The organism is Massilia sp. Root335, from assembly GCF_001425685.1.
Taxonomy (GTDB): Bacteria; Pseudomonadota; Gammaproteobacteria; order Burkholderiales; family Burkholderiaceae_D; genus Telluria; species Telluria luteola.
Window position 1 is genome coordinate 15,787 of record NZ_LMCY01000026.1, and the last position, 25,957, is coordinate 41,743.

At 61.7% G+C, this 25,957-nt stretch carries 23 protein-coding genes and 2 pseudogenes; 15 read left to right on the plus strand and 10 right to left on the minus strand.

All coding sequences use genetic code 11. The features are described 5' to 3' along the window. Positions 1-3: 3 nt before the first annotated feature. The 5 genes from ASC93_RS14180 to ASC93_RS14200 form a co-directional block, all read right to left on the minus strand. Positions 4-597: a site-2 protease family protein gene (locus ASC93_RS14180; RefSeq protein ID WP_307188999.1), complete on the minus strand. Its 594-nt coding sequence runs from the start codon at positions 595-597 to the stop codon at positions 4-6. A 105-nt stretch (positions 598-702) separates the two neighbouring features. Then, a complete protein-coding gene (locus tag ASC93_RS14185) occupies positions 703-1,326 on the minus strand; it encodes an L-threonylcarbamoyladenylate synthase (protein WP_056443042.1) in 624 nt (207 codons plus the stop codon). After that, positions 1,323-2,222: a protease HtpX gene (gene htpX / locus ASC93_RS14190; RefSeq protein ID WP_056443044.1), complete on the minus strand. Its 900-nt coding sequence runs from the start codon at positions 2,220-2,222 to the stop codon at positions 1,323-1,325. Before htpX ends, ASC93_RS14185 begins: the two co-directional genes overlap by 4 nt. A 194-nt stretch (positions 2,223-2,416) precedes the next feature. Beyond that, positions 2,417-3,256 carry a 3',5'-nucleoside bisphosphate phosphatase gene (locus tag ASC93_RS14195; RefSeq protein WP_056443049.1) on the minus strand — a complete coding sequence of 280 codons (840 nt, stop codon included), beginning with the start codon at positions 3,254-3,256 and terminating at the stop codon, positions 2,417-2,419. Positions 3,257-3,340: 84 nt separating this feature from the next. After that, positions 3,341-4,219: an alpha/beta fold hydrolase gene (locus ASC93_RS14200; RefSeq protein ID WP_056443052.1), complete on the minus strand. Its 879-nt coding sequence runs from the start codon at positions 4,217-4,219 to the stop codon at positions 3,341-3,343. 154 nt (positions 4,220-4,373) lie between these two features. On the opposite strand from ASC93_RS14200, the gene ASC93_RS14205 reads away from it, so the two are divergent. The 12 genes and pseudogenes from ASC93_RS14205 (at position 4,374) to ASC93_RS29915 (ending at position 16,269) form a co-directional block, all read left to right on the plus strand. Next, entirely contained in the window at positions 4,374-4,898 is a 525-nt protein-coding gene (locus ASC93_RS14205; RefSeq protein WP_056443055.1) for a gamma carbonic anhydrase family protein, read from the plus strand. Positions 4,899-4,901: 3 nt separating this feature from the next. Further along, complete coding sequence (hslO, locus tag ASC93_RS14210; RefSeq protein ID WP_056443058.1) at positions 4,902-5,858, plus strand: Hsp33 family molecular chaperone HslO; 957 nt, start codon at positions 4,902-4,904, stop codon at positions 5,856-5,858. 136 nt (positions 5,859-5,994) lie between these two features. Next, positions 5,995-6,480 carry a Dps family protein gene (locus ASC93_RS14215; RefSeq protein ID WP_056443061.1) on the plus strand — a complete coding sequence of 162 codons (486 nt, stop codon included), beginning with the start codon at positions 5,995-5,997 and terminating at the stop codon, positions 6,478-6,480. A 308-nt stretch (positions 6,481-6,788) separates the two neighbouring features. Then, positions 6,789-7,208: a PAAR domain-containing protein gene (locus ASC93_RS14220; RefSeq protein ID WP_056443064.1), complete on the plus strand. Its 420-nt coding sequence runs from the start codon at positions 6,789-6,791 to the stop codon at positions 7,206-7,208. A 521-nt stretch (positions 7,209-7,729) separates the two neighbouring features. After that, the coding region (locus ASC93_RS32820; RefSeq protein ID WP_368854533.1) for a DUF6531 domain-containing protein at positions 7,730-11,480 on the plus strand (3,751 nt) is incomplete at its 3' end. A gap of 1 nt (position 11,481) precedes the next feature. Further along, positions 11,482-12,034: pseudogene (locus tag ASC93_RS32140) on the plus strand (RHS repeat-associated core domain-containing protein); the annotation flags it as partial. A 26-nt stretch (positions 12,035-12,060) separates the two neighbouring features. Further along, positions 12,061-12,345 (plus strand): hypothetical protein, encoded by a 285-nt coding sequence (locus ASC93_RS30790; protein WP_157201923.1) that lies wholly within the window; start codon positions 12,061-12,063, stop codon positions 12,343-12,345. Between the two features lie 182 nt (positions 12,346-12,527). After that, positions 12,528-13,077, plus strand: a pseudogene (locus ASC93_RS32825) (RHS repeat-associated core domain-containing protein); the annotation flags it as partial. Then, entirely contained in the window at positions 13,074-13,583 is a 510-nt protein-coding gene (locus ASC93_RS30795) for a hypothetical protein (RefSeq protein WP_157201924.1), read from the plus strand. The pseudogene ASC93_RS32825 and the gene ASC93_RS30795, both read left to right, overlap by 4 nt. 559 nt (positions 13,584-14,142) lie before the next feature. Further along, positions 14,143-14,682 (plus strand): hypothetical protein, encoded by a 540-nt coding sequence (locus tag ASC93_RS14230; RefSeq protein WP_056443072.1) that lies wholly within the window; start codon positions 14,143-14,145, stop codon positions 14,680-14,682. Between the two features lie 1,099 nt (positions 14,683-15,781). Then, a complete protein-coding gene (locus ASC93_RS30800) occupies positions 15,782-16,039 on the plus strand; it encodes a hypothetical protein (protein ID WP_157201925.1) in 258 nt (85 codons plus the stop codon). Beyond that, on the plus strand, positions 16,015-16,269 hold the full coding sequence (locus tag ASC93_RS29915) for an RHS repeat-associated core domain-containing protein (protein ID WP_267874943.1): 255 nt from the start codon (positions 16,015-16,017) through the stop codon (positions 16,267-16,269). The genes ASC93_RS30800 and ASC93_RS29915 overlap by 25 nt, the downstream gene beginning before the upstream one ends. A 610-nt stretch (positions 16,270-16,879) precedes the next feature. On the opposite strand, the gene ASC93_RS14235 is transcribed toward ASC93_RS29915, so the two are convergent. The 5 genes from ASC93_RS14235 to ASC93_RS14255 all read right to left on the minus strand — a co-directional run bounded on the left by ASC93_RS14235 (position 16,880) and on the right by ASC93_RS14255 (position 21,631). Beyond that, the gene (locus ASC93_RS14235; RefSeq protein ID WP_056443074.1) at positions 16,880-17,158 is read right to left on the minus strand and encodes a hypothetical protein; all 279 of its coding nucleotides are present in this window, start codon (positions 17,156-17,158) and stop codon (positions 16,880-16,882) included. 4 nt (positions 17,159-17,162) lie between these two features. Beyond that, positions 17,163-17,510 (minus strand): cell division protein FtsB, encoded by a 348-nt coding sequence (gene ftsB / locus ASC93_RS14240; RefSeq protein WP_056443077.1) that lies wholly within the window; start codon positions 17,508-17,510, stop codon positions 17,163-17,165. A 68-nt stretch (positions 17,511-17,578) separates the two neighbouring features. Beyond that, on the minus strand, positions 17,579-18,865 hold the full coding sequence (gene eno / locus ASC93_RS14245) for a phosphopyruvate hydratase (protein WP_056443079.1): 1,287 nt from the start codon (positions 18,863-18,865) through the stop codon (positions 17,579-17,581). A 238-nt stretch (positions 18,866-19,103) separates the two neighbouring features. Next, a complete protein-coding gene (gene kdsA / locus ASC93_RS14250; RefSeq protein ID WP_056443084.1) occupies positions 19,104-19,955 on the minus strand; it encodes a 3-deoxy-8-phosphooctulonate synthase in 852 nt (283 codons plus the stop codon). Then, positions 19,952-21,631: a CTP synthase gene (locus ASC93_RS14255; protein ID WP_056443087.1), complete on the minus strand. Its 1,680-nt coding sequence runs from the start codon at positions 21,629-21,631 to the stop codon at positions 19,952-19,954. Before ASC93_RS14255 ends, kdsA begins: the two co-directional genes overlap by 4 nt. Before the next feature lie 157 nt (positions 21,632-21,788). Between ASC93_RS14255 and ASC93_RS14260 the strand changes: the two genes are divergently transcribed. From ASC93_RS14260 to ASC93_RS14270, 3 genes are all read left to right on the plus strand, one after another. Further along, positions 21,789-22,898 (plus strand): YjgN family protein, encoded by a 1,110-nt coding sequence (locus ASC93_RS14260; protein ID WP_056443090.1) that lies wholly within the window; start codon positions 21,789-21,791, stop codon positions 22,896-22,898. 10 nt (positions 22,899-22,908) lie between these two features. Beyond that, complete coding sequence (locus tag ASC93_RS14265; protein ID WP_056443092.1) at positions 22,909-23,958, plus strand: M48 family metallopeptidase; 1,050 nt, start codon at positions 22,909-22,911, stop codon at positions 23,956-23,958. A 252-nt stretch (positions 23,959-24,210) separates the two neighbouring features. Then, complete coding sequence (locus tag ASC93_RS14270; protein WP_056443095.1) at positions 24,211-25,905, plus strand: methyl-accepting chemotaxis protein; 1,695 nt, start codon at positions 24,211-24,213, stop codon at positions 25,903-25,905. Positions 25,906-25,957: the final 52 nt, after the last annotated feature.

The following is a 25,957-nucleotide window of genomic DNA, read 5'->3' on the forward strand; positions in this document are numbered from 1 at the left end:
GTATCAGGTCAAGAGAATGTTCAGGGGAGAGACGATCAGGTGCAGCAGCAGCTTCGCGATCAGCTCGACGAAGAACAGCCAGTAACCGATCACCTTCAGGAAGATCAGGGCCAGCAGGATGATGAAGCCGTACGGCTCCAGGCGCGCGAACTGGAACGCGGCCTTGTGCGGCAGCATGGAAAACAGCACGCGGCCGCCATCCATCGACGGGATCGGCAGCAGGTTGAACGCCATCAGCCACAGGTTGGTCTTGACGCCCGCGTCGGCCACGAGGTGCGGAAAATCTTCCTGCACGCCGAAATACTGCAGGAAGATCGCGATCAGCAGCCACATCAGGGCCATCACGAAATTGGCGCCGGGACCGGACAGCGCCACCCACGCCATGTCGCGCTTGGGATGGCGCATCTGGCCGTAGTTGATCGGCAGCGGTTTCGCATAGCCGAACACGAAGCCGGACATCAGGTACATCACCACCGGAATGACGATGGTGCCGATGGGATCGATGTGGCCAAGGGGATTGAAAGTGGTACGCCCTGCGGCGTGGGCGGTGTTGTCCCCGAAGTACCGTGCGGCGAATGCCTGGGCGGCATCGTGCATCGTGATCGCAAAGAGGACAGGCAGTGCATACACTGCCAGATTGCGTATGAGTTCATCCATAGACTGCGATTCTATCAGAGCGCGCGGTCACGACGGCCGCGGGCGCTAGAGGCCGAACGCGGCGGGGTCGCCGCGGCCCTCGCGCACGAGCTCGGCGTCAGGTCCCGTGAGGTCGACGATGGTGGTGGGTTCGAGCGTGCCGGCGCCGCCGTCGATCACGAGCTCGATCTGACGGTCGAGGCGCGCGCGCACTTCGTCCGGATCGGACAGCATCTGGTCGTCGCCCGGCAGTTGCAGCGTGGTGCCGATCAGCGGCTCGCCCAGTTCTTCCAGCAGCGCGAGCAGGATCGCGTTTTCCGGCACGCGGATGCCGATCGTCTTGCGCGACGGATGCGACAGGCGCCGCGGCACCTCTTTCGTCGCCTCCAGGATCACCGTGTACGGTCCCGGCGTGACGGCTTTCAGCTGCCGGTACTGGCGGTTGTCGACGCGCGCATAGGTGGCGATCTCGGACAGGTCGCGCACGAGCAGCGTCAGGTGGTGCTTCTCGTCGACGCCGCGGATGCGCCGCAGTTTTTCGACGGCCGCCTTGTCGTCCAGGCGGCACACGAGGGCATAGGCGGAATCGGTCGGCGCGGCGACGATGCCGCCCGACTGGATGATCTGGGCGGCCTGGCGGATCAGCCGCGCCTGCGGATTGTGGGGGTGGACTTCGAAATATTGCGTCATCGCGCCAACCCCGTCTGGCGCAAGGCTTGCAATGCCGCGATGCGTTCTTCCATCGGCGGGTGCGACGCGAACAGCGCGCCCCAGCCGCTGCCGTGGCCGGAGATGCCGGACGCCGCCATCGACTGCGGCAGCGCGCCGGGTTGCAGGCCGCCCAGGCGTGCCAGCGCATGCTGCATCGGCAGCGCGCTGCCCAGCAGCTGGGCCGAGCCGGCGTCCGCGCGGAATTCGCGCTGGCGCGAGAACCAGGCGACGATGAGCGACGCGACGAGGCCGAACAGGATCTCGCACACGAACACGGTGACCGCGTAACCGATGCCGGGGCCGCGCCCGTTGTCGCCGCGCCGGAACACGACGTTGTCGACGAAGAAGCCGACGACGCGCGCGAGGAACACGACGAAGGTGTTGACGACGCCCTGGATCAGGGTGAGCGTGACCATGTCGCCGTTCGCCACGTGCGCGATCTCGTGGCCCAGCACGGCCTCGACTTCCTCGCGGTTCATGTTGGCGAGCAGGCCCGTCGACACCGCCACCAATGCGGAATTCTTGAAGGCGCCCGTCGCGAACGCATTCGGTTCGCCCTCGTACACGGCCACTTCCGGCATGCCGATGCCGGCGCGCTGCGCGAGGTTGCTCACGGTGTTCATCAACCATGCCTCGGTGGCATTGCCGGGCTGCTCGATGACGCGCGCCCCGGTCGACCATTTGGCCATCGGCTTGCTCATCAACAGCGAGATGATCGCGCCCGTGAAGCCCACGACGAGCGAGAACACGAGCAGCGCCCCGACGTTGATCCCGGCGCCGCCGACCGGACGCCCGACGCCGAGGACGTTCAGCACGATCGACAGCACCAGCACGACGGCGAGGTTGGTGGCGAGGAACAGCAGTATGCGCTTCATGAGGAAGGATCTCCGGCCGGGTTCGATATCAGTCGGACAAGATAAGGGCGGGATGATGAAATTTCAAGCGTCGACGATGATACGCGGCCGAAAAGCCGTCGTTCCCGCGAAGGCGGGAACCCAAGTTTTGTGCGTCGACGCGGCGTGAATTGGATCCCCGCCTTCGCGGGGACGACGTATGCATGGGCTATCGCTTAAAACCAGTCATGCCAGACCGGCACCACCCCGCTCGGCAGCGGCGGCAGCTGGTCGAACTCCACGCGCGCTTCCCCCGGCGCATGGAAATCGGTCCCGCGCGACGCGAGGAAGCCGTAGCGGCGCGCCACCTCGGCATAGGTCGCGTACTGGTCCGGCGTGTGGCTGCCCGTGACGACTTCGATGGCATTGCCGCCGAGCTGCTTGAATTCGTCGAACAGCGCGCCCTCGGCCGTCGCGTCGAAGCGGTAGCGGCCCGGGTGCGCGATCACGGGAATGCCGCCGGCGGCGCGGATCCAGCCCATCGCGTCGGCCAGGGTGGCCCAGCGGTGCGGCACATAGCCCGGCTTGCCTTCGGTGAGGTAGCGGCGGAACACCTCGGACGTCGTCGAGCACGCGCCGATCTCGCACAGATAGCGCGCAAAATGGGTGCGCGACAGCAGGTCCGGATTGCCGACGTATTTCAGCGCGCCCTCGTACGCGTTCGGGATGCCGGCCTTGTCCAGCTGCGCGGCGATCTCGCGCCCGCGCGCGTCGCGCCCGTGGCGCGTGGCGGCCAGGCCCTGCACGAGGATGGGATTGTCTTCATCGATCTGCAGGCCGACGAGGTGCACGGTCTCGTTCGCCCACGTCACGGAAATCTCCACGCCGGGCACGAAGCGCATGCCGAGCGCCAATGCCTCCGCACGTGCGGCCTTGACGCCTTTCAGCTCGTCGTGATCCGTCAGCGCCCACGCGTCGACGCCGCCCTTGCGGGCATACGCGGCCACGGCGGCGGGCGTGAGCACGCCGTCGGAGACGTTGGAGTGGCAGTGGAGATCGACTTTCATATGCGGCATCCGGACCTTGGGTGTCTTTGCGAAATACCATTGTACGCGGTTCGCATCCGGCGCGAATCGTGGGCACCCCGTGCCCACGAGACGTCAAGCGGCCAGGAATTCCTCGATCATCCGCGCCAGCGCCTCCGGCTGGTCGTGATGCAGCATATGCCCCGCGTCCGGCATCATGCGCGGCGTGACGTCCGCCAGCTGGGCCAGGCGGCGGTCGACCTCGTGGCGCGCCTCCTCCTTCGGTCCCATCCAGCGCCACATGTCCGTGTGCTCGGCCTCGACCCACAGCACGGGCGCCGTGATGCGGCGCCAGCAGGCGAGCACTTCTTCCACCTGGTACAGCAGCGGTCCCGTCATCTTGTGCGCCGGGTCGCCCAGGATTTCCCACGCGCCCTGCGCGTTCCGCGCGGACCAGTGCTGCGCGAGGAACGCGGCGCGGTCCGCCGGCAGGCGCGGATTCGTCTTCTGCAGGCGCGCCGCCACCGCTTCCAGGCTGGCATAGCCGCTCATGGCCGGCGGCGCCTTCACCTCGTCCAGCCATTTGGCGTAGCGGCCCGGCGCTTGCGCGGGATGCGTCGCGGGCAATCCGAAGCCTTCCAGGTTGATGAGCTTCGCGATGCGCGCCGGGCGTACGCCCGCGTACACGCTCACGATGTTCCCGCCCATGCTGTGCCCGAGCAGGTTCACGGGCGCGTCGGGCGAATAATGGTCCAGCAGCGCTTCCAGGTCGGCGAAGTAGTCGGGGAACCAGTAGGTGTCGTTGCCCGTGCGGTCGGTGAGGCCGAAGCCGCGCCAGTCGTGGGCGATCACGTGCCAGTCGCCGGCCAGCGCGTCGACGACGAACTGGAACGATGCCGACATGTCCATCCAGCCATGCGCCATGAACAGCTTGGGCGCGCCCGCGCGGCCCCAGTGACGGACGTGGGTTGCTAGGCCGCGGATGGTGAGGAATTCGGAGCGGGACGGTGTCATGGCGTTTCCTGTCTGGGATTTAAATTAGTACGACCGTTCGCATTATAAGCATGAAGCTTGTATTTCCGCTGGCCGGCCCCATCTGGGCGACTTGCCGGACGATGCAGGCGGGAGGGCGTAAAATACGGCCATCTCAACCTTCCGCGAGCACCCCATGGCAATTTACCAGTTGGGCGAGCATGCGCCCGAGATTGATCCTTCGGCCTATGTCGCCGATTCGGCGAACCTGATCGGCAAGGTCACGGTCGAGGCGGATGCCTCGGTCTGGTTCGGCGTGACGATCCGCGGCGACAACGAACGCATCACGATCGGTGCCGGCAGCAACGTGCAGGAAGGCACGGTGATGCACACGGATATGGGTTTTCCGCTCGTGCTCGGCAAGAACGTCACCGTCGGCCACCAGGCGATGCTGCACGGCTGCACCGTCGGGGACGGCGCGCTGATCGGTATCCAGGCCGTGGTGCTGAACGGCGCGAAGATCGGCAAGGGCTGCCTCGTGGGCGCCGGCGCCGTCGTGACCGAAGGCAAGGACTTCCCGGACCACTCGCTGATCCTGGGCGCCCCGGCCAAGGTGGTACGCACGCTCACGGAAGACGACCTGCTCCGCCTGCAGGGCAATGCCGCCAGCTATATCGAGCGCGGCAGGCGCTTCAAGGCGGAGCTCAAGAAAATCGGATAAAGAATGACGACTGAAACCAGCAAGGACATCCTCCAGAAATTCATCTTCGACAATGCGGCCGTACGCGGCGAACTCGTCGAGATTTCCAACGCGTGGCGCGAGATCCAGTCGCGCCACGCCTATCCCAAGGCGGTGCGCGCCTTGCTGGGCGAAATGGTTGCCGCGGCGGCGCTGCTGTCGGCCAACCTCAAGTTCAACGGCTCGATCGTGATGCAGATCCATGGCGACGGCCTGGTGAAGCTGCTCGTCGTCGAGTGCGACGCGAACCTGCGCCTGCGCGCCACCGCCAAGCTGCGCGACGGTGCCGAGGTGCCGGACGACGCGACCGTCGTCCAGCTGCTGAACCAGCATGGTCGCGGCCGCTTCGTGATCACGCTCGACCCGCAGGACAAGGTCCCGGGCCAGCAGCCTTACCAGGGCGTCGTGCCGCTCGTCGGCGAGGACATCGCGACCGTCATCGAAAACTACATGCTGCGCTCGGAACAGATGGACACCAAGCTGTGGCTGGCGGCCGACGAGAACGTCGCGCGCGGCCTGCTGCTGCAAAAGCTGCCGCGCAACAGCGCCGTCGAAGGCCAGGTCAAGCAGGCCAGCGAGGAAGAAGATCTGGAAACGTGGACCCGCGCCGTCATGCTGGGCCAGACGCTGAAGCAGGAAGAGCTGCTCACGGCCGACGTGGAAACATTACTCAAGCGCCTGTTCTGGGAAGAGACGATCCGCGTGTTCGACCCGCTGCATCCCGAGTTCCACTGCACGTGCTCGCGCGAAAAAGTCGCGAACATGCTCAAGATGCTGGGCCAGCAGGAGGTCGAGTCCGCCCTGCACGACTTGGGCGAGCTGGGCATCAACTGCGACTTCTGCGGCAAGCACTACGGCTTCGACGCCGTCGACTGCGCCCAGCTGTTCGCCAGCGACACGACGGCCGATGCCGTGGCGCCCGCGTCCAGCGTCAAGCACTGACGCAGCGCCGGTGATGGGGCATCCCATCATCGGCTTTTCCTATCAATTTGATTAGGAATATAAACAACGTCTATTGGTTAATCCTGTTAAGCTGTCGTTCATCCATGCAGCAACGACAACCTGACAGGAGAACACCATGAGCAAGATCAATATCGGCATCAGCACCGAAGACCGCGCCAACATCGCCGCGTCGCTGTCGCGCGTTTTGGCGGACAGCTACATGCTGTACCTGAAGACGCACAATTTCCACTGGAACGTGACGGGCCCGATGTTCCAGACGCTGCACATCATGTTCATGGAACAGTACACGGAATTGTGGAACGCGCTGGACAACATCGCCGAGCGCATCCGCGCCCTGGGCCATTTCGCGCCCGGCACCTATGCCCGCTTCGTGGAACTGTCGTCGATCAAGGAAGAAGCCGGCGTGCCGAACGCGCAGGAAATGATCCGCCAGCTGGTCGAGGGCCAGGAAGCGCTGATCCGCACCGTGCGCGAAGCGTTCAAGATCGCCGACGACGCCAACGACCAGCCCAGCGCCGGCATGCTGAGCGACCGCATGGAAATCCACGAAAAGAATGCGTGGATGCTGCGTTCCTTCCTCGAGAACGGCCAAGCTTCCTGAACTCGCGCCCGGTACGACGGGCACCTCTCCTTTCATGCCGCATCGACCTGTAACCGCCGGTCGATGCGGCATCGTCTTTATTGCTGATCGGAAGTTAACCAGCGGGCCTGTCGGAATCCCCTGATTCCCGGCGAGTGCCAGTTTTGACTTGCGCTGCATCAATTGGCATAAATCAACCCCGCGCTTCAATGAGCTCCGGTGTACGAACCCGTGTACCCGTTGCCGGGAATGTGTCGCTTTTTTACAGCCTTTTGACAATCATAAGCGGCGATAGCATCCCACTCATTTGCAAACTTCTGGAGAACCGGATGAAATCAGTACGTGCCAATGATGCAGCCTCTGCCACCAACACAGCCCAGGGCGCAGCCGCGCCGCGCAAGGTCATCGCCCGCTACCCCATCGCGACGATCGGCTCGCGCACCCGCCGCGGCGGCGAAGTGGTCCTCGCATCCCAGGGCGAACCCGCGGACGATTTCCGCATCGCCTGCGTCGGCGACCGGGTGCGCTACCCGGACGGCAGCGAAAGCGTGATCGTGTCGGGTGCCGGGCATGCATCGACGTATGCGAACCGCCCCATCGCCCTCGTCGGCAGCCACATCGCGAACGGCGACCGCATCGTCGCGCGCGCGCAAAGCATCGGCGAGATCGTCGTGGTGGAGGGTGAACCGATTCCCGGCCTGCTGGAGCCGGGCTATGCGCTGCCGGCCGGCGTCGGCGCAGGCGCCTGACGCGCTCGCCGCCGGCGTGCGGCGCTGCCTCGGGCGGCATCGCACGCCGGCGGCGCGAACTGACTTGTCCGCCATCGATCTTTGTCATCGAACGCAGCGCGTGCCAGTAATCCCAGGCGCCAGAACTGACCGAATCGACGAAGTTGCCTCTGAGTCAGGACAGACCCGCGCCAAATTTTGACGAATCATCAATTTCCGATACTTCATAAAAATAAAATTTTTACAATTAAGTTATGTATATTGCAATTTCTCAAAATTCACTTTGATGTGGGAGGCTACCGTTCCGTCCGTACATTTCTCATGGAACGGCAATGGAAAATACCTCCCTGGTATACAAAGCAACTTGGCTTCTCGCGCTTGGGATGGCCGGATATGCAAGCGCGTCCGATACTGGATTGCCCGAGGGAACAATCGGTTGGTGGTACTACACGGGTACCAATGCCCCGGGCGATTACGCCGCTACGCCCGAAGAGGCATGCAGGCGCACGGCGAAAAACCACATGGGCACGACCTTGGTGGACATGCGGCCGTATAGCGCTAACAGTCTGCTGGTCCAGTGCAAATATCCGAGTTTTATCCAGGCTGGCGGTGTCGATTGGTTTGGCTTGACCTACCTGGCGTGTCAGTCGGGTTATCATGCGACCCGCGAAGGCATCTGCGTCAAACGCCAGGAACCGGCGGTGCCGCTCGCTTGCCAGTCCGGGCAAGCGGGTTTTGCGCAGGGTAATCCGGTGATCGTCTCGACTGGCGCGAAAGTCCAGCGCGAAACCGATCTGGTGGGCGGCGTGACGGAATCGCTAGCCGTCACGCGCACTTACCGGATATTCAATGACGCTTCGACGGCATCATCGGGAGGCGCAACCTGGTTCTTCTGGTTCGACCGCGCTTTCAGCATCACACGGCGCTCGGCGACAAATGCCCGGCCTCTGACGATCGAAGGCAGCCTGGGCGACGGAACGGATTTCAAATTCGACTGGAACGCCGTTGCCGGCAAATATAAATCGTCTCGAGACCAAGCGGCGACGCTGGAGGCCCTCGATGCGTCGTATGAGGATTGGCTGCTGATCCAGGATGGACGGGCCGAGCACTACAAGAGAATCGCCTCGGGGACAAATGACCGTTTCGTTCTGCTCAGCTCCCAGGCATTGGACGGCGCCACCCAGCATTTTACTTATGCTTCGGATAGCCTGTTGCTCCAGGAAGTGCTCGACGATCAGGGCCGGAAGCTCGACGTGGACTGGGGCTCGAACGGCCAAGTCGCTTCGATCAGCGGCCCCGATGGCAAGGTTCTCTACAGTTATGACACCCCGTGGGGCGACTATCCGTCCTGGGGCACCAAAGCGCGCCTAATATCGGTCGAGTATACGGATGCGTTTGGCGTGGTTCTCGGCAGCAGGCATTACCATTACGAAGACACGCACAACCCCTTTCTGCTCACCGGAATCACCGATGAGAACGGCCAGCGATTCGCGACGTATGCATACGATGGAAATAGCCGCACTGTGTCATCGGAACATGCCGGCGGCACCTATCGCTACAGCTTCGCTTATCCGGACGACTTCACGCGGATCATTACCGATCCGCTGGGCACCCAACGCACGATCGGGCTGCAATATATCAATAATTTAGGCGTCGCCACAGGCGAAAGCCAGCCAGGCGGGGCTGGCTGCACGGCTGGATCGAACGCGATCACGCACGACCCGCAAGGGAATGTCACCAGCCGGACGGATTTCAACGGCAACATGACTTGCTATCGCTACGACGCCCGCAATCTGGAGACGAGCAGAGTCGATGGATTGCTGAACAGCGATGGCTGCCCGGCCAGCGATACTGCTGTGCAGCCCAGGAAAACGGCACGCAGGACGGCCACCCAGTGGCATCCCGATTTCCCCCTCCAGACCGTTGTTGCGGAACCCAACCGCATAACGACCTATCGCTACAATGGCCAGCCTGACGCCAGCGGTATGACAGCCGCGTGCGCTCCCGAAGCCGTGCTCGCAAACGGCAAGCCCGTTCCCCTATTATGTTCGGTAAGCGTTCAGGCGACGTCCGACGTGAATGGCAGTGCTGGCCTATCGGCGCTGCGCATCGGCGCCGCGCGGGTATGGGATTACATCTACGATACCAACGGCAGGATCCTGCAAGCGCGCGATCCCGCGGATGCGGAAGGGCGCCGCGCCACGACCACCTACGTCTATTATCAGGATGGCTCGGCAACACATAACGCCGGCGACCTCGCCAGCGTGACCAATGCGGCTGGAGACGTGACGCACTATTCCGAATATTCGCTTGCCGGAAAGCCCACTGTCATTCGCCTGGCCAACGGGAATACCATGCGTCTGCGCTACGGCCCGGACCAGCGGCTGTCGGGCACGGTACTCGAGGATGGGAATGGCGACGTCGAACGCCGGGAATTTGGCTATGACCTCGTCGGCAACCTGACGCGCACGACCGATCCGGATGGCGCGTCGTTCACCTACGCTTACGATGCCGCTCATCGCTTGACCGATGTGACCGACAACGCCGGCAACCACAAGCATTTCGATCTGGACGGATTCGGTAATGTGATCGGAGAGCAGGTCTACGATCCCCAGGGCACGCTGGCCTTCAAATTGTCGCGCTCTTTCGATGCGTTGAACCGCTTGCAGCGCGAGCAGCACGCCCTGCAGCAGACTGGCACGAACTTCGAATACGACCGCAACGGCAATCTCACCAAATGGACCGATCCGCTGGGACGCTACACGACCCGGCAATACGACAGTTTCAATCGCGTCGTGCGCGAACAACTGCCTACACCGATGTCGAACTCGAGCCGGCACCTGATCGACTACACCTACGATCAGCAGGGTGAACTGCTCACGCTGCGGGACCCGAAGGGTTTGACGACCCGTTATACAGTGGACGGGTTCGGCCAGCGTACCGCGCTGTCCAGTCCGGACACCGGCACCAGTTCCTATCTGTTCGACGGGGCCGGCAGACTGGCATCCCGTACAGATGCGCGTGGCGTCGTCACGCGCTACGGCTACGACCCGATCGGACGCGTAACGCGTGCCGGCGTCACTTCCCCGTCGATCAGGATCACCAGCTATCAGTACGGCGCACCGGACACTCAGGCGGCTGGGCAATTGACGGCGATGCGCGACGACTCGGGGCACACGGAATTCGCCTACGACGGTTTCGGTCGATTGATCGGCAAGACCCAGACCGTCACCGGCGCCGTCACATCGACCTTCGCCGTGCGTTACGTCTACGGAAGCGATGGCCCCGGTACCGGACACCTCGTCTCGATGACTTACCCGAGCGGTATCCGCATCGACATCGCCCATGACGACACGGGACGGCCGGCCAGCCTGGCGCTGTTGGCCCCCGGTACGACCATGCCGACGCCGCTCCTGACCGAGATCGCCTACCGCCCGATGGGTGCCGTCAGCGGCTGGACCTGGGGCAACCACACCTCGACCAGTCCGAACCGGTACGTCAGGGGATTCGATCTCGACGGGAATCTGGTCAGCTATCCGCTCGGCCATCCCGCACATCAAGGCGTGATCCGCGCCTTGCACTACGACGCCGCGGACCGCATCGCGGCCACGACGCACACCGGGAATGCGCAAGCAAGTGCATTGGATCAGACATATTCCTACGATGACCTGGACCGCCTGACCGGCTTCGATGGCATGGGAACCAGCCAGCGCTATGCGTACGACAAGAACGGCAACCGTATGCAGGTCAGCTTTGGCGCCGCCAGCTATACGTACACGCTCAGTGCGACGAGCAACCGCCTGCTCGCCACGACGGGACCGGCGCCGGCCAGGACCAATACCTTCGACGCGGCGGGCAATCTGCTTGACGATGGCGTGGTCCGCTATACGTACAACGCGAATCACCAGATCGACAGCGCGACGAGGGCCGGGATCATGACGCGCTATCTCACCAATGGCCGGGGTGAGCGCGTGTTCAAGACCTCCTCCGCCGGCACGACATATTATGTGTATGACGAACAAGGACATCTGCTTGGCGAATACGATGCACACGGCAAGCCGCTACAGGAAACCGTTTATCTCGGCGACCTGCCGGTTGCGGTCATCAAGCCGGGCGCGTCCGGCCCTGCCGTCTACTATGTCTATGCCGACCATCTGCAGGCGCCGCGCGTGCTGACCCGCGCGGCCGACAACCAGATCGTGTGGCGCTGGGACCAGGCGGATCCGTTTGGAATGGTGCCGCCGGATGAGAATCCGAGCGGGTTGGGCATGTTCGGCTATGACCTGAGGTTTCNCAGGGAGACCAATAATCACTATAACTACTTTAGGGATTATGATCCGCAGACGGGGCGCTACGTCCAGAGCGATCCGATCGGATTAAGTGGCGGAATAAACACGTACGGATATGTATTTAATGGTCCAACCAATTATGCAGATCCAGATGGACTACAAGCCGCTTTGCCTGTGCCGATCCCGGCAGGGCCGGCTTTCCTACCTATTCCAGTAACACCGTCAAACCCATCGTTGCCGTCACTTGGCCAAAACAACGATTGGTTTAAACCAAGTCCATATCTGCCAACATGGAGCATGAATGGGATCATTCCACCACAGGATTTTCCAAACGGTATATCTTGGCCACCAAAGAAAGCTCCGGAAAATTGTTATGTTGAAGTGCCGCTCCCTAAGTTACCTCCTCCTCAAAAGCCGGATTGTGAGACGATTTTTGATGTTTGCAAGAAGTCTGTGCAAACTTTCACAAAAGATTATTTAAGCAAATTTGTCGGCTACGGCGGATGCATTGCATCTTATCTTATATGCAAAAAGGTTCTCGGCGGAGGGCATGGATGAAGATAATATATCCCAGTAAAAAATTCATGAAAAACATAAAGCGAGCTTTTGATGCTCATGACACGCTTGAGATTTCGATCCTTGGTGGCTGGAGAGGAAAGATACTTGCCAAAGAGGTTGGGTTATGGCTGCCGGTGAATGAAATTGGATTGATGGAGAAAGGGCCATGGAGGGGGCCTTCAAATTGGTGCGCGATGTTTATGATTTCGCTACAAACTGCACATTATATGGCCATATCCGCTGATTATGAGTTAAAAGTCGCACTAAACGGTAGTCACGTCATTTTGAATTACACGCCTTTAGGAAAATAAGGTATGGGATTTTGGTGAAGTACAGGTCACTTGGGCTGTACTTAGCGCGCGCCGCGCGTGCTCATCCGCGCAGTCGACAACCAGATCGTGTGGCGCTGGGACCAGGCGGATCCGTTTTGAATGGTGCCGCCGGATGAGAATCCGAGCGGGTTGGGCATGTTCGGCTATGACCTGAGGTTTCNTAGGGAGACCAATAATCACTATAACTACTTTAGGGATTATGATCCGCAGACGGGGCGGTACGTCCAGAGCGATCCGATCGGATTAATGGGGGGCAATACTTATGCATACGTTGGAGGAACCCCGACCATGCTTACGGATCCTTCTGGATTAGCTTGGGTGGTGAGTCAGTCGAGCGGCCAAATCACCCATGTCCCAACAGATGGCGTCGGGCCGCCGGAACCGATTTTCGACGGCGCTTATACCGGACAGGGCATCGGAGTCAACAATCCTGCTCTCTCATTCGTTCCAAGTATAGGCCCTGTTCCAATTGGCGACTATTCAATGGGCCCCCAGCAAGACAACAGAACTGGAAGTGGACATACGCTTAAAAGCTCGATCCGCCTTACCCCGGCCGCTTCAAATTGGATGTTTGGACGAGGAGGATTCTTGATACATGGCGATAATGCAAGGCATAACCGCAGTGCATCCGAAGGATGTATCATCGTGCCGCAAAATATAAGAGATAAAATGGGACGCAGTAGCGACAAGACCCTACAGGTGGTGCCATGAGAAATAGAATTTTAGGCTTGATATTCCCGCTGGCGCTCACTTTGTTCAGCTTGGGCGTAAGCGCGAGCGAATCGATTTCGCCTCGTGGAAGGACAGTTATCCTGAATTCGATTGATGGACACAAGGTAGTGGCTGAGTTTGTCACACATGAAGTCAACATACGTCAACCAAATACGAAGCAGCGCCTGCCTTCCGTGCCTGGATGTACCTACGCCCGGTTCCCATGTATTTTTCTCGACAGTCTGAGAATTGCGGTGGATGGAAGCCAAGTTGCCGTTCCTCTTTCTGTGTCGGCGACACTTCCAGACCTGATGACGGCAGAATTGCGAAAAAATGAGCAGAACTTTGTTTTGATTCTCAAGGGGGGCGATGCATCAGAGGGATATAAAGTAATCGTCGAATTTGACAAATCAGGAATAAAGTCGCGCCGGCTTTACGGGCCCTTCGATCCTGACTTCGTATTAGAGGAGACCGTTTATCATCAGGAAAATGCCGCGGACAACTAATATTTAGGGCGGGCTGAGGCGTTGTTGCATAGTGTTTAATTGTCCAGCCCCGTTTGATCGTAAGCGCAGTTGATGAAAAATTCTTGGAGCTTCTTCTGCCGTTCCTTGAGCGCCAAGATGGGCAGCCTTACTGCCCATGCCTTTATGCATATGTCGGTGGTAACCCAATCAGTTCTGTTGATTTTAAGGGGCTCGCGAATGGCGGTGCAGCACAGATGTGGATGAAATCGCGCGGAATGGACGTTGGTGCATGGAAGCAATGCTTGGCGAACGACCCGCTGTTGCCGTATGTGGCGCCGTTTTCCTTGCTGCCGGCCGTCAACCTCAAGACACCTCGCGACTTGCGCCTCCCCGGAAGTTCGCCATGGACTAGCGTCGACCGAAGGTTCCCAGGTTTGCCCGGAGCTAATCCAAATGGCGGTGCAGTCGCCCGCGTAAGCGGTACGGTGCAGAGAATCAAGTTTGCTGGGACCTATGGAACAGCTGCAGTCGCGGTAGGAACCTTCGCGACCACGTACTCAGCGACGGCCATGGCTCGCTGCGCTTGCGAGGCCGGTCAATGATGCTCACAGCACTGGCAATCTTGTTGGCGGTTGGCTTGACCGCAGCACTCGTGTCCAACAGATTGAATCGCCACAAGATTGACGAGCTCGAATCGGCGCGAGCGCTGGCACGACAGCGCCTCCAAGCAGCGTCTTGGGGCCACGATGTCGAAGAGGTTCTTGCGCAAAGCGGAGTCTTGCCATCTGACTTCGAAAGCGCGCGTCGCATTATCGATGTAATTCCGCGGACATTTGGCCTGGCGAACCTCGCGCCGCCAGCTGACCTGGTGCTTGGCGACGTGATGCGCGTTCATGTGCCGGGGAAAGTCGGAGTGAATGATGGTCATCCTGCAGGTGACTCTCGGCTCACGGACCCTTTCACCTACGACCTGATAGCGAATCTACTCGCCGTGACCGACAAGAAGTTGTGGGCACAACATGCAGAGGTCGACTCGAGGTTGTCCGCTGACGAAGAGGCTCTAGGAGACCTGATTGCAGGTATGACGGTAGCTGGCTTTGTGCAGCTCTTTACCCCATTGGTAAAGGCGAAACGATAGCCAGCGCGAGGCATGAAGCACTTCGACCACCAATGCGGAGCTACATCCAAAGTGACCCCATTAGGCTTGCGGGTGGCATCGACACGTATGCGTATGCAAATATCAATCCGCCAATATCGATCGATTACCTAGGTCTGAATGGGGTGAGGCCATCAACCATTGGCTGTGATGGCAATGGCAATTTGGTTGTCATCAATAATGACCATAGCCCAACCAGGGATTGTACCCAGACGCATGAGCAAACTCATGTGGACGATTGGATCAAAAGATACTGCAAAGGCCTTTGTCAAGGAAAATCAAAGGGTTTTGTTCCAATGGCGAATGTAAACGGTGATAGCGTTCGAGACTTTACGAGAGACTCATTTTCCAATGCATGTGTCCATAACGAATCAGGCACTTGGGAACGACACGAGCTTTCCGGGGCTGGGTCTGAATGTTGCTGGAGTCGACTTCTTATCTGGTCTTCAAGATCCTGAAAATTCATATATGCACGCAATGAGGGACGGCACGACTAATCAGAGTGTGGCAGCCGCACAAGCGCTATATGATCAGTATATTACTGCGAATTGCAACATGCACGCAACTTGGGGGCGCCCGGGCTTTACATGCGGCAGAGGACGCAGCAGCAGGAGGCCATGCCGGATTTCAGCCTTGGACGGGCGGAGTCCCGAGTAATAGCCACATATGGCATGATTTCTTCCCTAGTGATGCCGACGTCAATCAGGCAGTCCATAATGCCAAAGCCGTTATTGCGCGTTATAAGAGTCAATGTCCCTGCTCCAACACGTCTGGTCCAACTCTATCCTCGGGTGCTCCCGGGAGTCCAGGTTATACGGATTAATAGAGCCGAGATTTATTGATTGAAAACTTTTATGAAAGAACTAGGATCGTGCAGATAAAATTTTTCGTTGCTATGTTGCTCTTCCTTGCCTTGAACGCGCGGGCGGACGATGTATATCTCGCGCTATTCGAGAGGCTCACTGTGACTGCTAGCAATTACGAAATTAAGGTCTCTCCGCTCTCTGCGCGGCAAATACCAAGGGTAAGGGGTGCGTCCGTGCCACAAATTCATAAGTATATAACGACGGAGGGAAGATTAATGGATGGTTTGAATGCAATTACAGAAGCGAATGAAATTCTTTACCAGTGCCAAGTTGATGGTGTTGATCTCGTAATTGCACGTGTCCAAGGTGACTCCCTGTTTGGCCCAATTAAACTATTGTCGGCTCTTAGCGGACATCCGGTGCAGATTAATAAAATCGTCGCACTGGAGATTCAAAACGATAAGGTTCTCGCAGCTGAGACTGTGATTCGGAAAGAATCTTCGTTTCATTGGAGTGCGTCAGTTTTCAAGTAGAGCTTGCCTATTACAACTACTTCATGGATTATGATCCGCAGACAGGGCGACATGTTGAGAGCGATCTAATCGGACTCGAAGGTGGCATTAATACGTACGCGTACGTGGATGCCAATCCGATAAGCGGATTTGATCCACTCGGACTCGATAATTGGGCAGGAGTTGGTCGTCCGGCTTTGGTCTACACCCTGATGAGCGAAGCATCGGAGGCGGACTTGGAGCAGGATTGAGTACGTTTGGCGGAGTTGCATCAGGAGTTTTCGAGGTCGCCGGTGCGGCAATGACACCGTTCTCCAGTGTCGCGATGATGATTGCACAGGAATCTTGTGGATGCCAACGGAAAAAAATAATTTCTCAATAAATTGATTGGTAGCTGAATATGCCATTTTGGATATTGCCGATTCAGAAGCTCCCCATGTTTATTTGGGGATTTATATTCATGATCATATGTGTTTTTGAGGCTTTTGATCATCAGAGATTGTCTACTGCGCAAATTTTTTATGGATTAGGGGCTGTCGGTAGCTTCATGTTGACTTTAATTGACTTGAAGATAAGAATTGGCGAGCGCAGGAAGTTAGGTGAAAATGAGGGCAATCGAGGGAGAACGGACTCATAGTCGCCGCTCCGTTTGAATTGAGACAACGGACCCTGCGCAGCGATCGCCTGCTTCCATTGTCGGCGGCAATCCAGTGGTACGCTTCGACGCCAACGGGGAAAACTGGGGGGGGTGGTAATTGCAGCGGGCCTATATTTTACGGGGAAGGCAATCGGGTGATGCCATCAACCATTGGCTGTGATGGCAATGGCAATTTGGTTGTCATCAATAATGACCATAGGTTCTTAGTTCGGCGCACCGTCCGCCGGACGGTGCAGGTCGATGACCTTCATGATCGCCAGCAGCGTGTCGAGGCCCATCTCGCCGCGATTCATGGAGGCGGCGAGCAGTTCGCGCGGCACGCCGGCCGCCGCGGCCAGGTGCGCGAGGCCCGGCGAGCGCGCCACCCGGGACAACGCTTGCGTCATGGTATCGGGATCGCCGGCCTCGAAGGCGGCGGCGAGGCAGGCGGCAACGGCCTCGAGCGTGTCGAGCGCCGGCGGGGACGGTTCTGCGGGGGTCATGGCGTCAACGCTCGCCCTTCTGCGCGCCCTTCTTGACCTTCGGCGGCGGCGGTTCCGTCATCATGACGGCCGGCTTCTCGTCCTTGCGCAGCACCTGCACGAAGATCTCGTTCGATTTGATCATGCCGAGTTCGTAGCGCGCGCGTTCCTCGACGGCGCCGAGGCCATCCTTCAGGTCGTGGACTTCGGATTCGAGCTTGGCGTTGCGTGCCTTGAGCTGTTCCGTGTGGGCATGGGTTGCCGCCACCTGGGCTTCCAGGTCGGCCACGGTCAGCCAGCCGCCCTTCCCCAGCCACAGGGGATACTGGATCAGCAGCAGCAAGGCTGCCAGGGCAAGGGTGATGATGCGCATGGATGAAAACGGCTGTGCGGAATGAAAACACGGGCCCGGCGAACCGGACCCGTGTCCATACTACTCGATTACTTCAGGTTATAGAAGGCGTCGCGGCCCGGGTAGCTGGCGATGTCGCCCAGGTCTTCCTCGATGCGCAGCAGCTGGTTGTACTTGGCCATGCGGTCCGAACGCGACAGCGAGCCCGTCTTGATCTGCAGGGCGTTCATGCCGACGGCGATGTCGGCGATGGTCGAGTCCTCGGTCTCGCCCGAACGGTGCGAGATCACGGCCGTGTAGCCGGCGCGCTTGGCCATTTCGATGGCGGCGAACGTCTCGGTCAGGGTGCCGATCTGGTTGATCTTGATGAGGATCGAGTTGGCGATGCCCTTCTGGATGCCCTCTTTGAGGATCTTGGTGTTGGTGACGAACAGGTCGTCGCCCACCAGCTGGACGCGCTTGCCCAGGGCGGCGGTCAGCGTGGCCCAGCCTTCCCAGTCGCCTTCGGCCATGGCGTCCTCGATCGAGACGATCGGGTATTTGTCGCACCAGGTCGCCAGCATGTTGGTGAAGTCCTGGGCCGTCAGCTGCAGGCCGCCTTCGCCTTCCAGCACGTACTTGCCGTCCTTGTAGAACTCGCTGGCGGCGCAGTCCAGGCCGATCGCGATGTCCTGGCCGGCCACGTAGCCGGCCTGCTCGATCGCCTGCATGATCAGCTTGATGGCTTCTTCATGGTTCGCGACGGACGGGGCGAAACCGCCTTCGTCGCCGACGGCCGTGTTCAGGCCCTTGCTGTGCAGGATTTTCTTCAGCGTGTGGAACACCTCGGCGCCGTAACGCACGGCTTCCTTGAACGACGGTGCGCCGACCGGGATGATCATGAATTCCTGGATGTCCAGGTTGTTGTCGGCGTGCGCGCCGCCGTTGATGACGTTCATCATCGGCACCGGCATCTGCATCGCGCCCGAACCGCCGAAGTAGCGGTACAGCGGCAGGCCGGATTCTTCCGCGGCGGCCTTGGCGACGGCCATGGAGACGGCCAGCATCGCGTTCGCGCCCAGGCGGCTCTTGTTCTCGGTGCCGTCCAGGTCGATCAGGGTGCGGTCCAGGAATGCCTGTTCGTTGGCGTCCAGGCCCATGATGGCTTCGCTGATCTCGGTGTTGATGTTCTCGCAGGCCTGCAGCACGCCCTTGCCGAAGTAACGCTTGGGATCGCCGTCGCGCAGCTCGATGGCTTCGCGCGAACCGGTCGAGGCGCCCGACGGGACGGCGGCGCGGCCCATCACGCCGGATTCCAGCAGCACATCGCACTCGACGGTCGGATTGCCGCGCGAGTCGATGATTTCGCGGCCGATGATGTCAACGATAGCACTCATGGTAGTTCAATCTCCAGAAATTAATAAATAGCCAAAGCGCGGAACAGGTGCACCGAGCCGCATGGTGACCCTGCCGTCGTTCCCGCGCGGGCGGGAACCCAATCTGCTCGCGTTTCAATAACGCCGGCACGACCTGGATCCCGGCCTTCGCGGGGACGACGTATTTGTCGTACTTGTCGTACTGGTGAATCAGCCGAACGCGGGACCCCTTGGTACACTCGAGCCCCGCTTTCGAATATCAAGAGAAATCGGACTCGATAAATCCAGCCTTCTTGACGATGCGGTCGATATCGACCAGGGTGGTCAGCAAATCCTTCATGCGGGCGAGCGGCACGGCGTTCGGGCCGTCCGACAGCGCGCACGCCGGATCCGGATGGGTTTCCATGAACAGGCCCGACACGCCCGCCGCGACGGCGGCGCGCGCCAGCACGGGCACGTGCTCGCGCTGGCCGCCGGACGACGTGCCCTGCCCGCCCGGCAGCTGCACGGAGTGGGTGGCGTCGAACACGATCGGGCAGTTCGATTCGCGCATGATCGCCAGCGAACGCATGTCGGACACGAGGTTGTTGTAGCCGAACGAGACGCCGCGCTCGCACGCCATGAACTGGTCGGGCAGGCCCGCCTCGGCTGCCGCCGCGCGCGCCTTGTCGATCACGTTCTTCATGTCGCCGGGGGCCAGGAACTGGCCCTTCTTGATGTTCACGGGCTTGCCGGAACGGGCGCAGGCGTTGATGAAATCGGTCTGGCGGCACAGGAAGGCCGGGGTCTGCAGCACGTCGACGACGCTCGCGACAACCGGGATTTCTTCTTCCGTGTGCACGTCGGTCAGCACCGGCACGCCGATTTCGCGGCGCACGTCGGCCAGGATCTCCAGGCCTTTTTCCATGCCCGGACCGCGGAACGATTTGCCGGACGAACGGTTCGCCTTGTCGAACGACGATTTATAGATGAACGGGATGCCCAGCGCGCTCGTGATTTCCTTCAGCTGGCCCGCGACGTCCATGGCCATCTGGCGCGATTCGATCACGCAGGTGCCGGCAATCAGGAAGATCGGCTGGTCGAGGCCGACGTCGAATCCGCAAAGCTTCATGCCGCATCTCCTTGGACAGCCGGCGCATTGGCGGCCTGTTGATTACCGTGTTCGGCCTGGTGTGCGAGTGCCGCGCGGATGAACGACGAGAACAGCGGGTGGCCGTTGCGCGGCGTCGACTTGAACTCCGGGTGGAACTGGACGCCCATGTACCACGGGTGGCTGCTCCGCGGCAGTTCCATGATCTCGCACAGGTCTTCGTTCGGCGTGCGCGCGGCCACGACGAGGCCCGCTGCTTCGACCTTCGGCAGGTAGTAATTGTTCGCCTCGTAGCGATGGCGATGGCGCTCCGTCACGACGTTGCCGTAGATCTCGGCGGCCAGCGTACCCGGATTCACGGCGCAGGTCTGCGCGCCCAGGCGCATGGTGCCGCCCAGGTCGGAATTGCTGTCGCGCTTCTCGACCTTGCCGTCGTGGTTCTGCCACTCGTTGATCAGGGCGACGACCGGCTGGTCGGTCTCCGGATCGAATTCCGTCGAGTTGGCGTTCGGCAGGCCGGCCATGTGGCGCGCGTATTCGATCAGCGCGACCTGCATGCCCAGGCAGATGCCCAGGTAAGGAATGCCGTTCTCGCGGGCATAGCGGGCGGCCATGATCTTGCCTTCCACGCCGCGCTTGCCGAAGCCGCCCGGCACGAGGATCGCGTCGTACTTGGCCAGGCTGGCGCAGCCGGTCGACTCGATTTCTTCCGAGTCGATGTACTCGATGTTGACGCGGCTTTCCGTGTGGATGCCGGCGTGGCGCAGCGCTTCCGTCAGCGATTTGTACGACTCGATCAGGTCGACGTACTTGCCGACCATGCCGATCGTCACTTCATGCTTCGGGTTTTCCAGCGTGTGGATCAGCTTCGTCCACATCGACAGGTCGGCCGGCGGCGCCTCGATGCCGAGGGCATCCAGGATGATGTCGTCCAGGCCCTGGTCGTGCAGCACCTGCGGCACCTTGTAGATCGTGTCGACGTCCCACACGGAGATGACGGCCTGCTCTTCCACGTTGGCGAACAGCGAGATCTTGGCGCGCTCGTCGTCCGGGATGCGGCGGTCGGCACGGCACAGCAGCGCGTTCGGCGAAATGCCGATCTCGCGCAGCTTCTGCACCGAGTGCTGGGTCGGCTTGGTTTTCAGTTCGCCGGCGGACGAGATGTACGGCACCAAGGTCAGGTGCACGAACGCGGCGCCCTTGCGGCCCTGGCGCAGCGACAGCTGGCGCGCGGCTTCCAGGAACGGCAGCGATTCGATGTCGCCGACGGTGCCGCCGATCTCGACCAGCGCCACGTCGACGCCTTCGGCGCCGCGGCGGACATAGTCCTGGATCTCGTTGGTGATGTGCGGGATCACTTGCACGGTCTTGCCGAGGTACTCGCCGCGGCGTTCCTTGCGGATCACCGATTCATAGATCTGGCCGGTCGTGAAGTTGTTCACCTTCTTCATCCGCGTGCTGATGAAGCGCTCATAGTGGCCCAGGTCCAGGTCGGTTTCGGCGCCGTCGTCGGTGACGAACACTTCGCCGTGCTGGGTGGGGCTCATCGTGCCCGGGTCCACGTTGATGTACGGGTCGAGCTTGAGCATGGTGACTTTGAGACCGCGCGATTCGAGGATCGCGGCGAGGGAGGCGGCCGCGATCCCTTTACCCAGGGAAGACACGACGCCGCCAGTGACGAATACGAATTTGGTCATTGTGCAGAAGGTGCCGAACGGCACGCGCGGGAAATAGAAATTATACCTTAAACGCGCAAATACTTCCTCATTCCATATTGGCAACATATCTTACTGACAACGGCCGGGAGTCGGGCTACACTGGACGTCTTTCTTCCATGTCAAGAAAAATCCGGCCATGCACGAGTCACCCACCTCGCCCGCGGAAACGCCGCTGCCGCTGACGTTTTCCGGCAGCGGCGCCGAATACTTCCGCATCTGGATCGTCAACCTGCTGCTGACGGTGGCCACGCTGGGCATCTACTCGGCCTGGGCCAAGACGCGCCGGCTGCGCTATTTTTACCGCAACACCCAGCTGGCCGGCGCCGCCTTCGACTTCCGCGGCGATCCGAAAGCGATCCTGCGCGGGCGCGTCCTCGCCGTGGCGCTGCTGGCCGCCTACCACTACGCGTTCGGGTTCTCGCTCAAGGCCGGCGTCGTCACGGTCGCGCTGCTGCTGGCCGGCCTGCCCTTCATGATGCGGTCCGCGCTCCGGTTCCGCCTGGCGAACACGGTGTACCGCGGGCTGCCGTTCGGCTTCGCCGGCGGCATCAAGGAAGCCTATCTCGTGTACTTGCTGCCGGTGGCGATCTTCGTGCTGCCCGGCGCGCTGGTGGCGCTGATGCCCGGGCGCCCCATCGCCGGCTCGGTGTTCCTGCTCTACCTGTGCTGGCCGCTGATGCACGGCGCCATGAAGGCCTACCAGCACAAGCACCTGATGGCCGGCGACCAGCACGCCGCGTTCGCGCTCGGCACGGCGGACCTCGCCAAGCCGTACGTGCGCGCCTTCCTCTTCGGCCTGGGCCTGCTGGTGCTCATCGGCGCGGCCTTCGCCCTGGCCGTCATCCTCCCGCGCGGCCACGGATGGAAGAATGCCGCCGCCTTCCTGCCAGCCATCATCGGCCTCGTGATCGGCTACGTCTTCCTGCTGCTGAGCGGCCCCTACATCATGGTGCACATGAACAACCTGGCGTGGTCCGCGACGTCGTTCCCCGGCGTGCGCATCACGTGCGCGATGCGGGTCTGGCCCTACCTGCGCCTGCAGACGGTGAACGTGCTGCTGACCCTGTTGACCTTCGGCCTGTACCGCCCGTTCGCCGTCGTACGCACGTGGAAATACCGCGTGGCGCACGTGAGCATCGAGGCGCCGGACGGCTTCGAACAGGCCGTGCTGGCGGCGCGGCGTCGGCCCGTGGCGGCGGCCGGCGACGGCGTCGCCGATTTCCTCGGCGTGGACCTGTCGTGGTAAAGGAGCAAGCATGATCGCGGCACATTTTTTCGATGGGCACAGCGCCCGCCTGCAACCGGTCGGCCTGGACGTGCGCGCCGGCCACCTGCACGTCGACGCGCCGGGGTTCGAGCGCAGTTATCCGTTGGCGGCCGTCGTGCTGGCCGAACCGTTCGACAACGCGCCGCTGATGCTGCGCCTGGCCGATGCGACGTGCGAAGTGCCGTGCGGTCCGGATCGCCAGGCGCTGCTGGCCGCGCTCGGCTACCGCAGGAGCGGCGTGGAACGCTGGCAGGCGCGCTGGCCGGCCGTCCTGCTCGCGCTCGTCCTGCTGCTGGCGCTGCTCGGCGCCGGCTTCGTCTGGGGCGTGCCGGCCGCGGCGGACTACATCGGCGCACGCCTGCCGGCTTCGGTCGACACGACGCTCGGCCGGACCGCGCTCGCCGGCATGGAAGCGCAGCACATGCTGGCGCCGTCGCGCCTGTCCGACGACCGCATCGCCGCCGTCAAGGCCCTGCTGCCGCGCGCCCTGCCCGCGCACCCGCGCGTGCCCGTGCGCCTGCTCGTGCGCGCGTCCGATATGCTGGGCGCCAACGCGCTCGCGCTGCCGGACGGCACGATCATCGTCACGGACGGGATGGTGCGCCTCGTGCTGGACAAGGACAATGCACTCGACGACACCGGCAAGGCCCGGCTGCTGGGCGTGATCGGCCACGAAGTCGGCCACATCGAACGGCGCCACGCCACCCGCGCCATGACGGGATCGTCGCTGACGGCGGCCGTGTCGGCCGCCCTGTTCGGCGACTTCAGCGCCGTCGCCGCCGGCGTGCCCGCCGTGCTGACGCAGATGCAATACTCGCGCGCGATGGAACTGGAGGCGGATGCGTACGCGGTCACCGTCCTGCGCCGCAACGGCCTGGCGCCGGACTGTCTCGCGGACGCCCTGCGGGCGCTGGAGCGCCAGCAGCCGGGGCAGGACAAGCTCCCGCGCTGGCTGAAACGGCCGATGACCTATCTGTCGACGCACCCCGCCACCGCCGAGCGCATCGCCCGCCTGCAGGCGGCCGAAGCCCGTCCCTAACGCCTGTTGTCACTCTCGCCACTGCGCCATATCACGCCTGCCGCACATTCTTAATTGTGATGCATGAAGCTGTCACCTGCCGACAACAATATAGCGGTAACAACCGTCCATTTCGGCTAAAAAATTCCCATAAGTAACAAATTTTGCCCCTCCATAAGTAGAATCCAAATCGGGGACAGTGACCGGAATGGCCCCCGGGCCGGGCCGCCGGCCGCGTACAACAATCACGCTTGATCAGTTAGGAAGAATCATATGGGCTTTCTCGCCAACATGAATATCGCGAAACGTCTCGGTGTGGGCTTCGCCCTCGTACTGGGCCTGACTCTCGTCATTGCGACCGCCGCCGTGTGGCGCCTGAATGCGATCGCGGACGCCACTCGCGCGATGATGGCCGTGCCGCTGGCCAAGGAACGCATGTTGACGGAATGGCATATGCAGACGTTCGCCGCCGTGCGCCGTACCGCCGCGATCGTCAAGAGCACGGACCCCAGCCTGGTCGAATTCTTCAAGGCCGACGGCGTCAAGACGGCCACCCGTTCGACCGAACTGGTCAAGCAAATCGAGCCGCTGCTCGACGGCCCGGAAGAGCACGCGCTGTTCAACCGCATCGTCGAACTGCGCAAGGCCTACACGGATTCCAAGGTCAAGGCGATCAAGGCCAGGGCCGACGGCGACGCCGAGGCGGCGGAGCGTATCCTGAACCAGGAATACGTCCCGACGTCGGATGCCTACGAAGGCAAGCAGGGCGAAATGGTCAAGATGCAGCAGGACCGCATCGACGCCATCGCCCGCAAGATCGACAACGCCAACCGCAACAGCGCACGCATGATCATCGTGCTGGCCGGCGTGGCCGTGCTGTTCGGCGCCATCTGCGCGTGGCTGCTGGCGCGCGCCATCGTCGACCCGATCCGCCAGGCCGTCGACGTGGCCGAGAAGGTCGCGGGCGGCGACCTCACCCAGCGCATCGACGCCACCGGCACGGGCGAAACGGCCGCCCTGCTGCGCGCGCTGCGCCACATGAACGACGGCCTCGTTTCCATCGTCTCCCAGGTGCGCAGCGGCACCGACACCATCGCCACCGCGTCGGCGGAAATCTCGGCCGGCAACATGGACCTGTCGAGCCGCACCGAACAACAGGCCGGCTCGCTCGGCACGACGGCCAGCACGGTCGAGCAGCTGACGGGCACCGTGCGCCAGAACGCGGACAATGCGCGCCAGGCCAGCCAGCTGTCGATCGCCGCATCGGACATCGCCGTGCAGGGCGGCGCCGTCGTCGACCAGGTGGTGCAGACGATGGGCGCGATCAACGATTCGTCGAAGAAGATCGTCGACATCATCAGCGTCATCGACGGCATCGCGTTCCAGACCAACATCCTCGCGCTGAACGCGGCCGTCGAAGCGGCGCGCGCCGGCGAGCAGGGCCGCGGCTTCGCCGTCGTGGCGGGCGAAGTGCGCACGCTGGCCCAGCGTTCGGCCGCGGCCGCGAAAGAAATCAAGCAGCTGATCGTCGATTCGGTCGGCAAGGTCGAGGACGGCACCAAGCTCGTCGACCAGGCCGGCATGACGATGAGCGAAGTGGTCGACAGCATCCGCAAGGTGAGCGACATCGTCGCCGAGATCGCCAGCGCCAGCGGCGAGCAGAGCACCGGCATCGAACAGGTCAACCGCGCCATCGCCGAAATGGACTCGTCGACGCAGCACAACGCCGCCCTCGTCGAGGAATCGGCCGCGGCCGCCACTGCCCTGCGCGACCAGGCCGACAAGCTGGCCGAGGTGGTCAGCCTGTTCCACCTCAGCACGCAGGCCGCGGCCGCGCCGAAGGCCGTGGCGGCGCCCGCACGTGCACCGGCACGCGCCGTCGTGCCCGTGCCGGCCCGCGCCGGCGCCGGCAAGCCGGCCCCGGGCCGCGCTGCCGCTGCCGCCGCCGAGGAGTGGGATACCTTCTGAGGCCGTCCGCGCCCCGCCGTGCGCGTGCGTCCGAACTGAACCGCCGGACTCG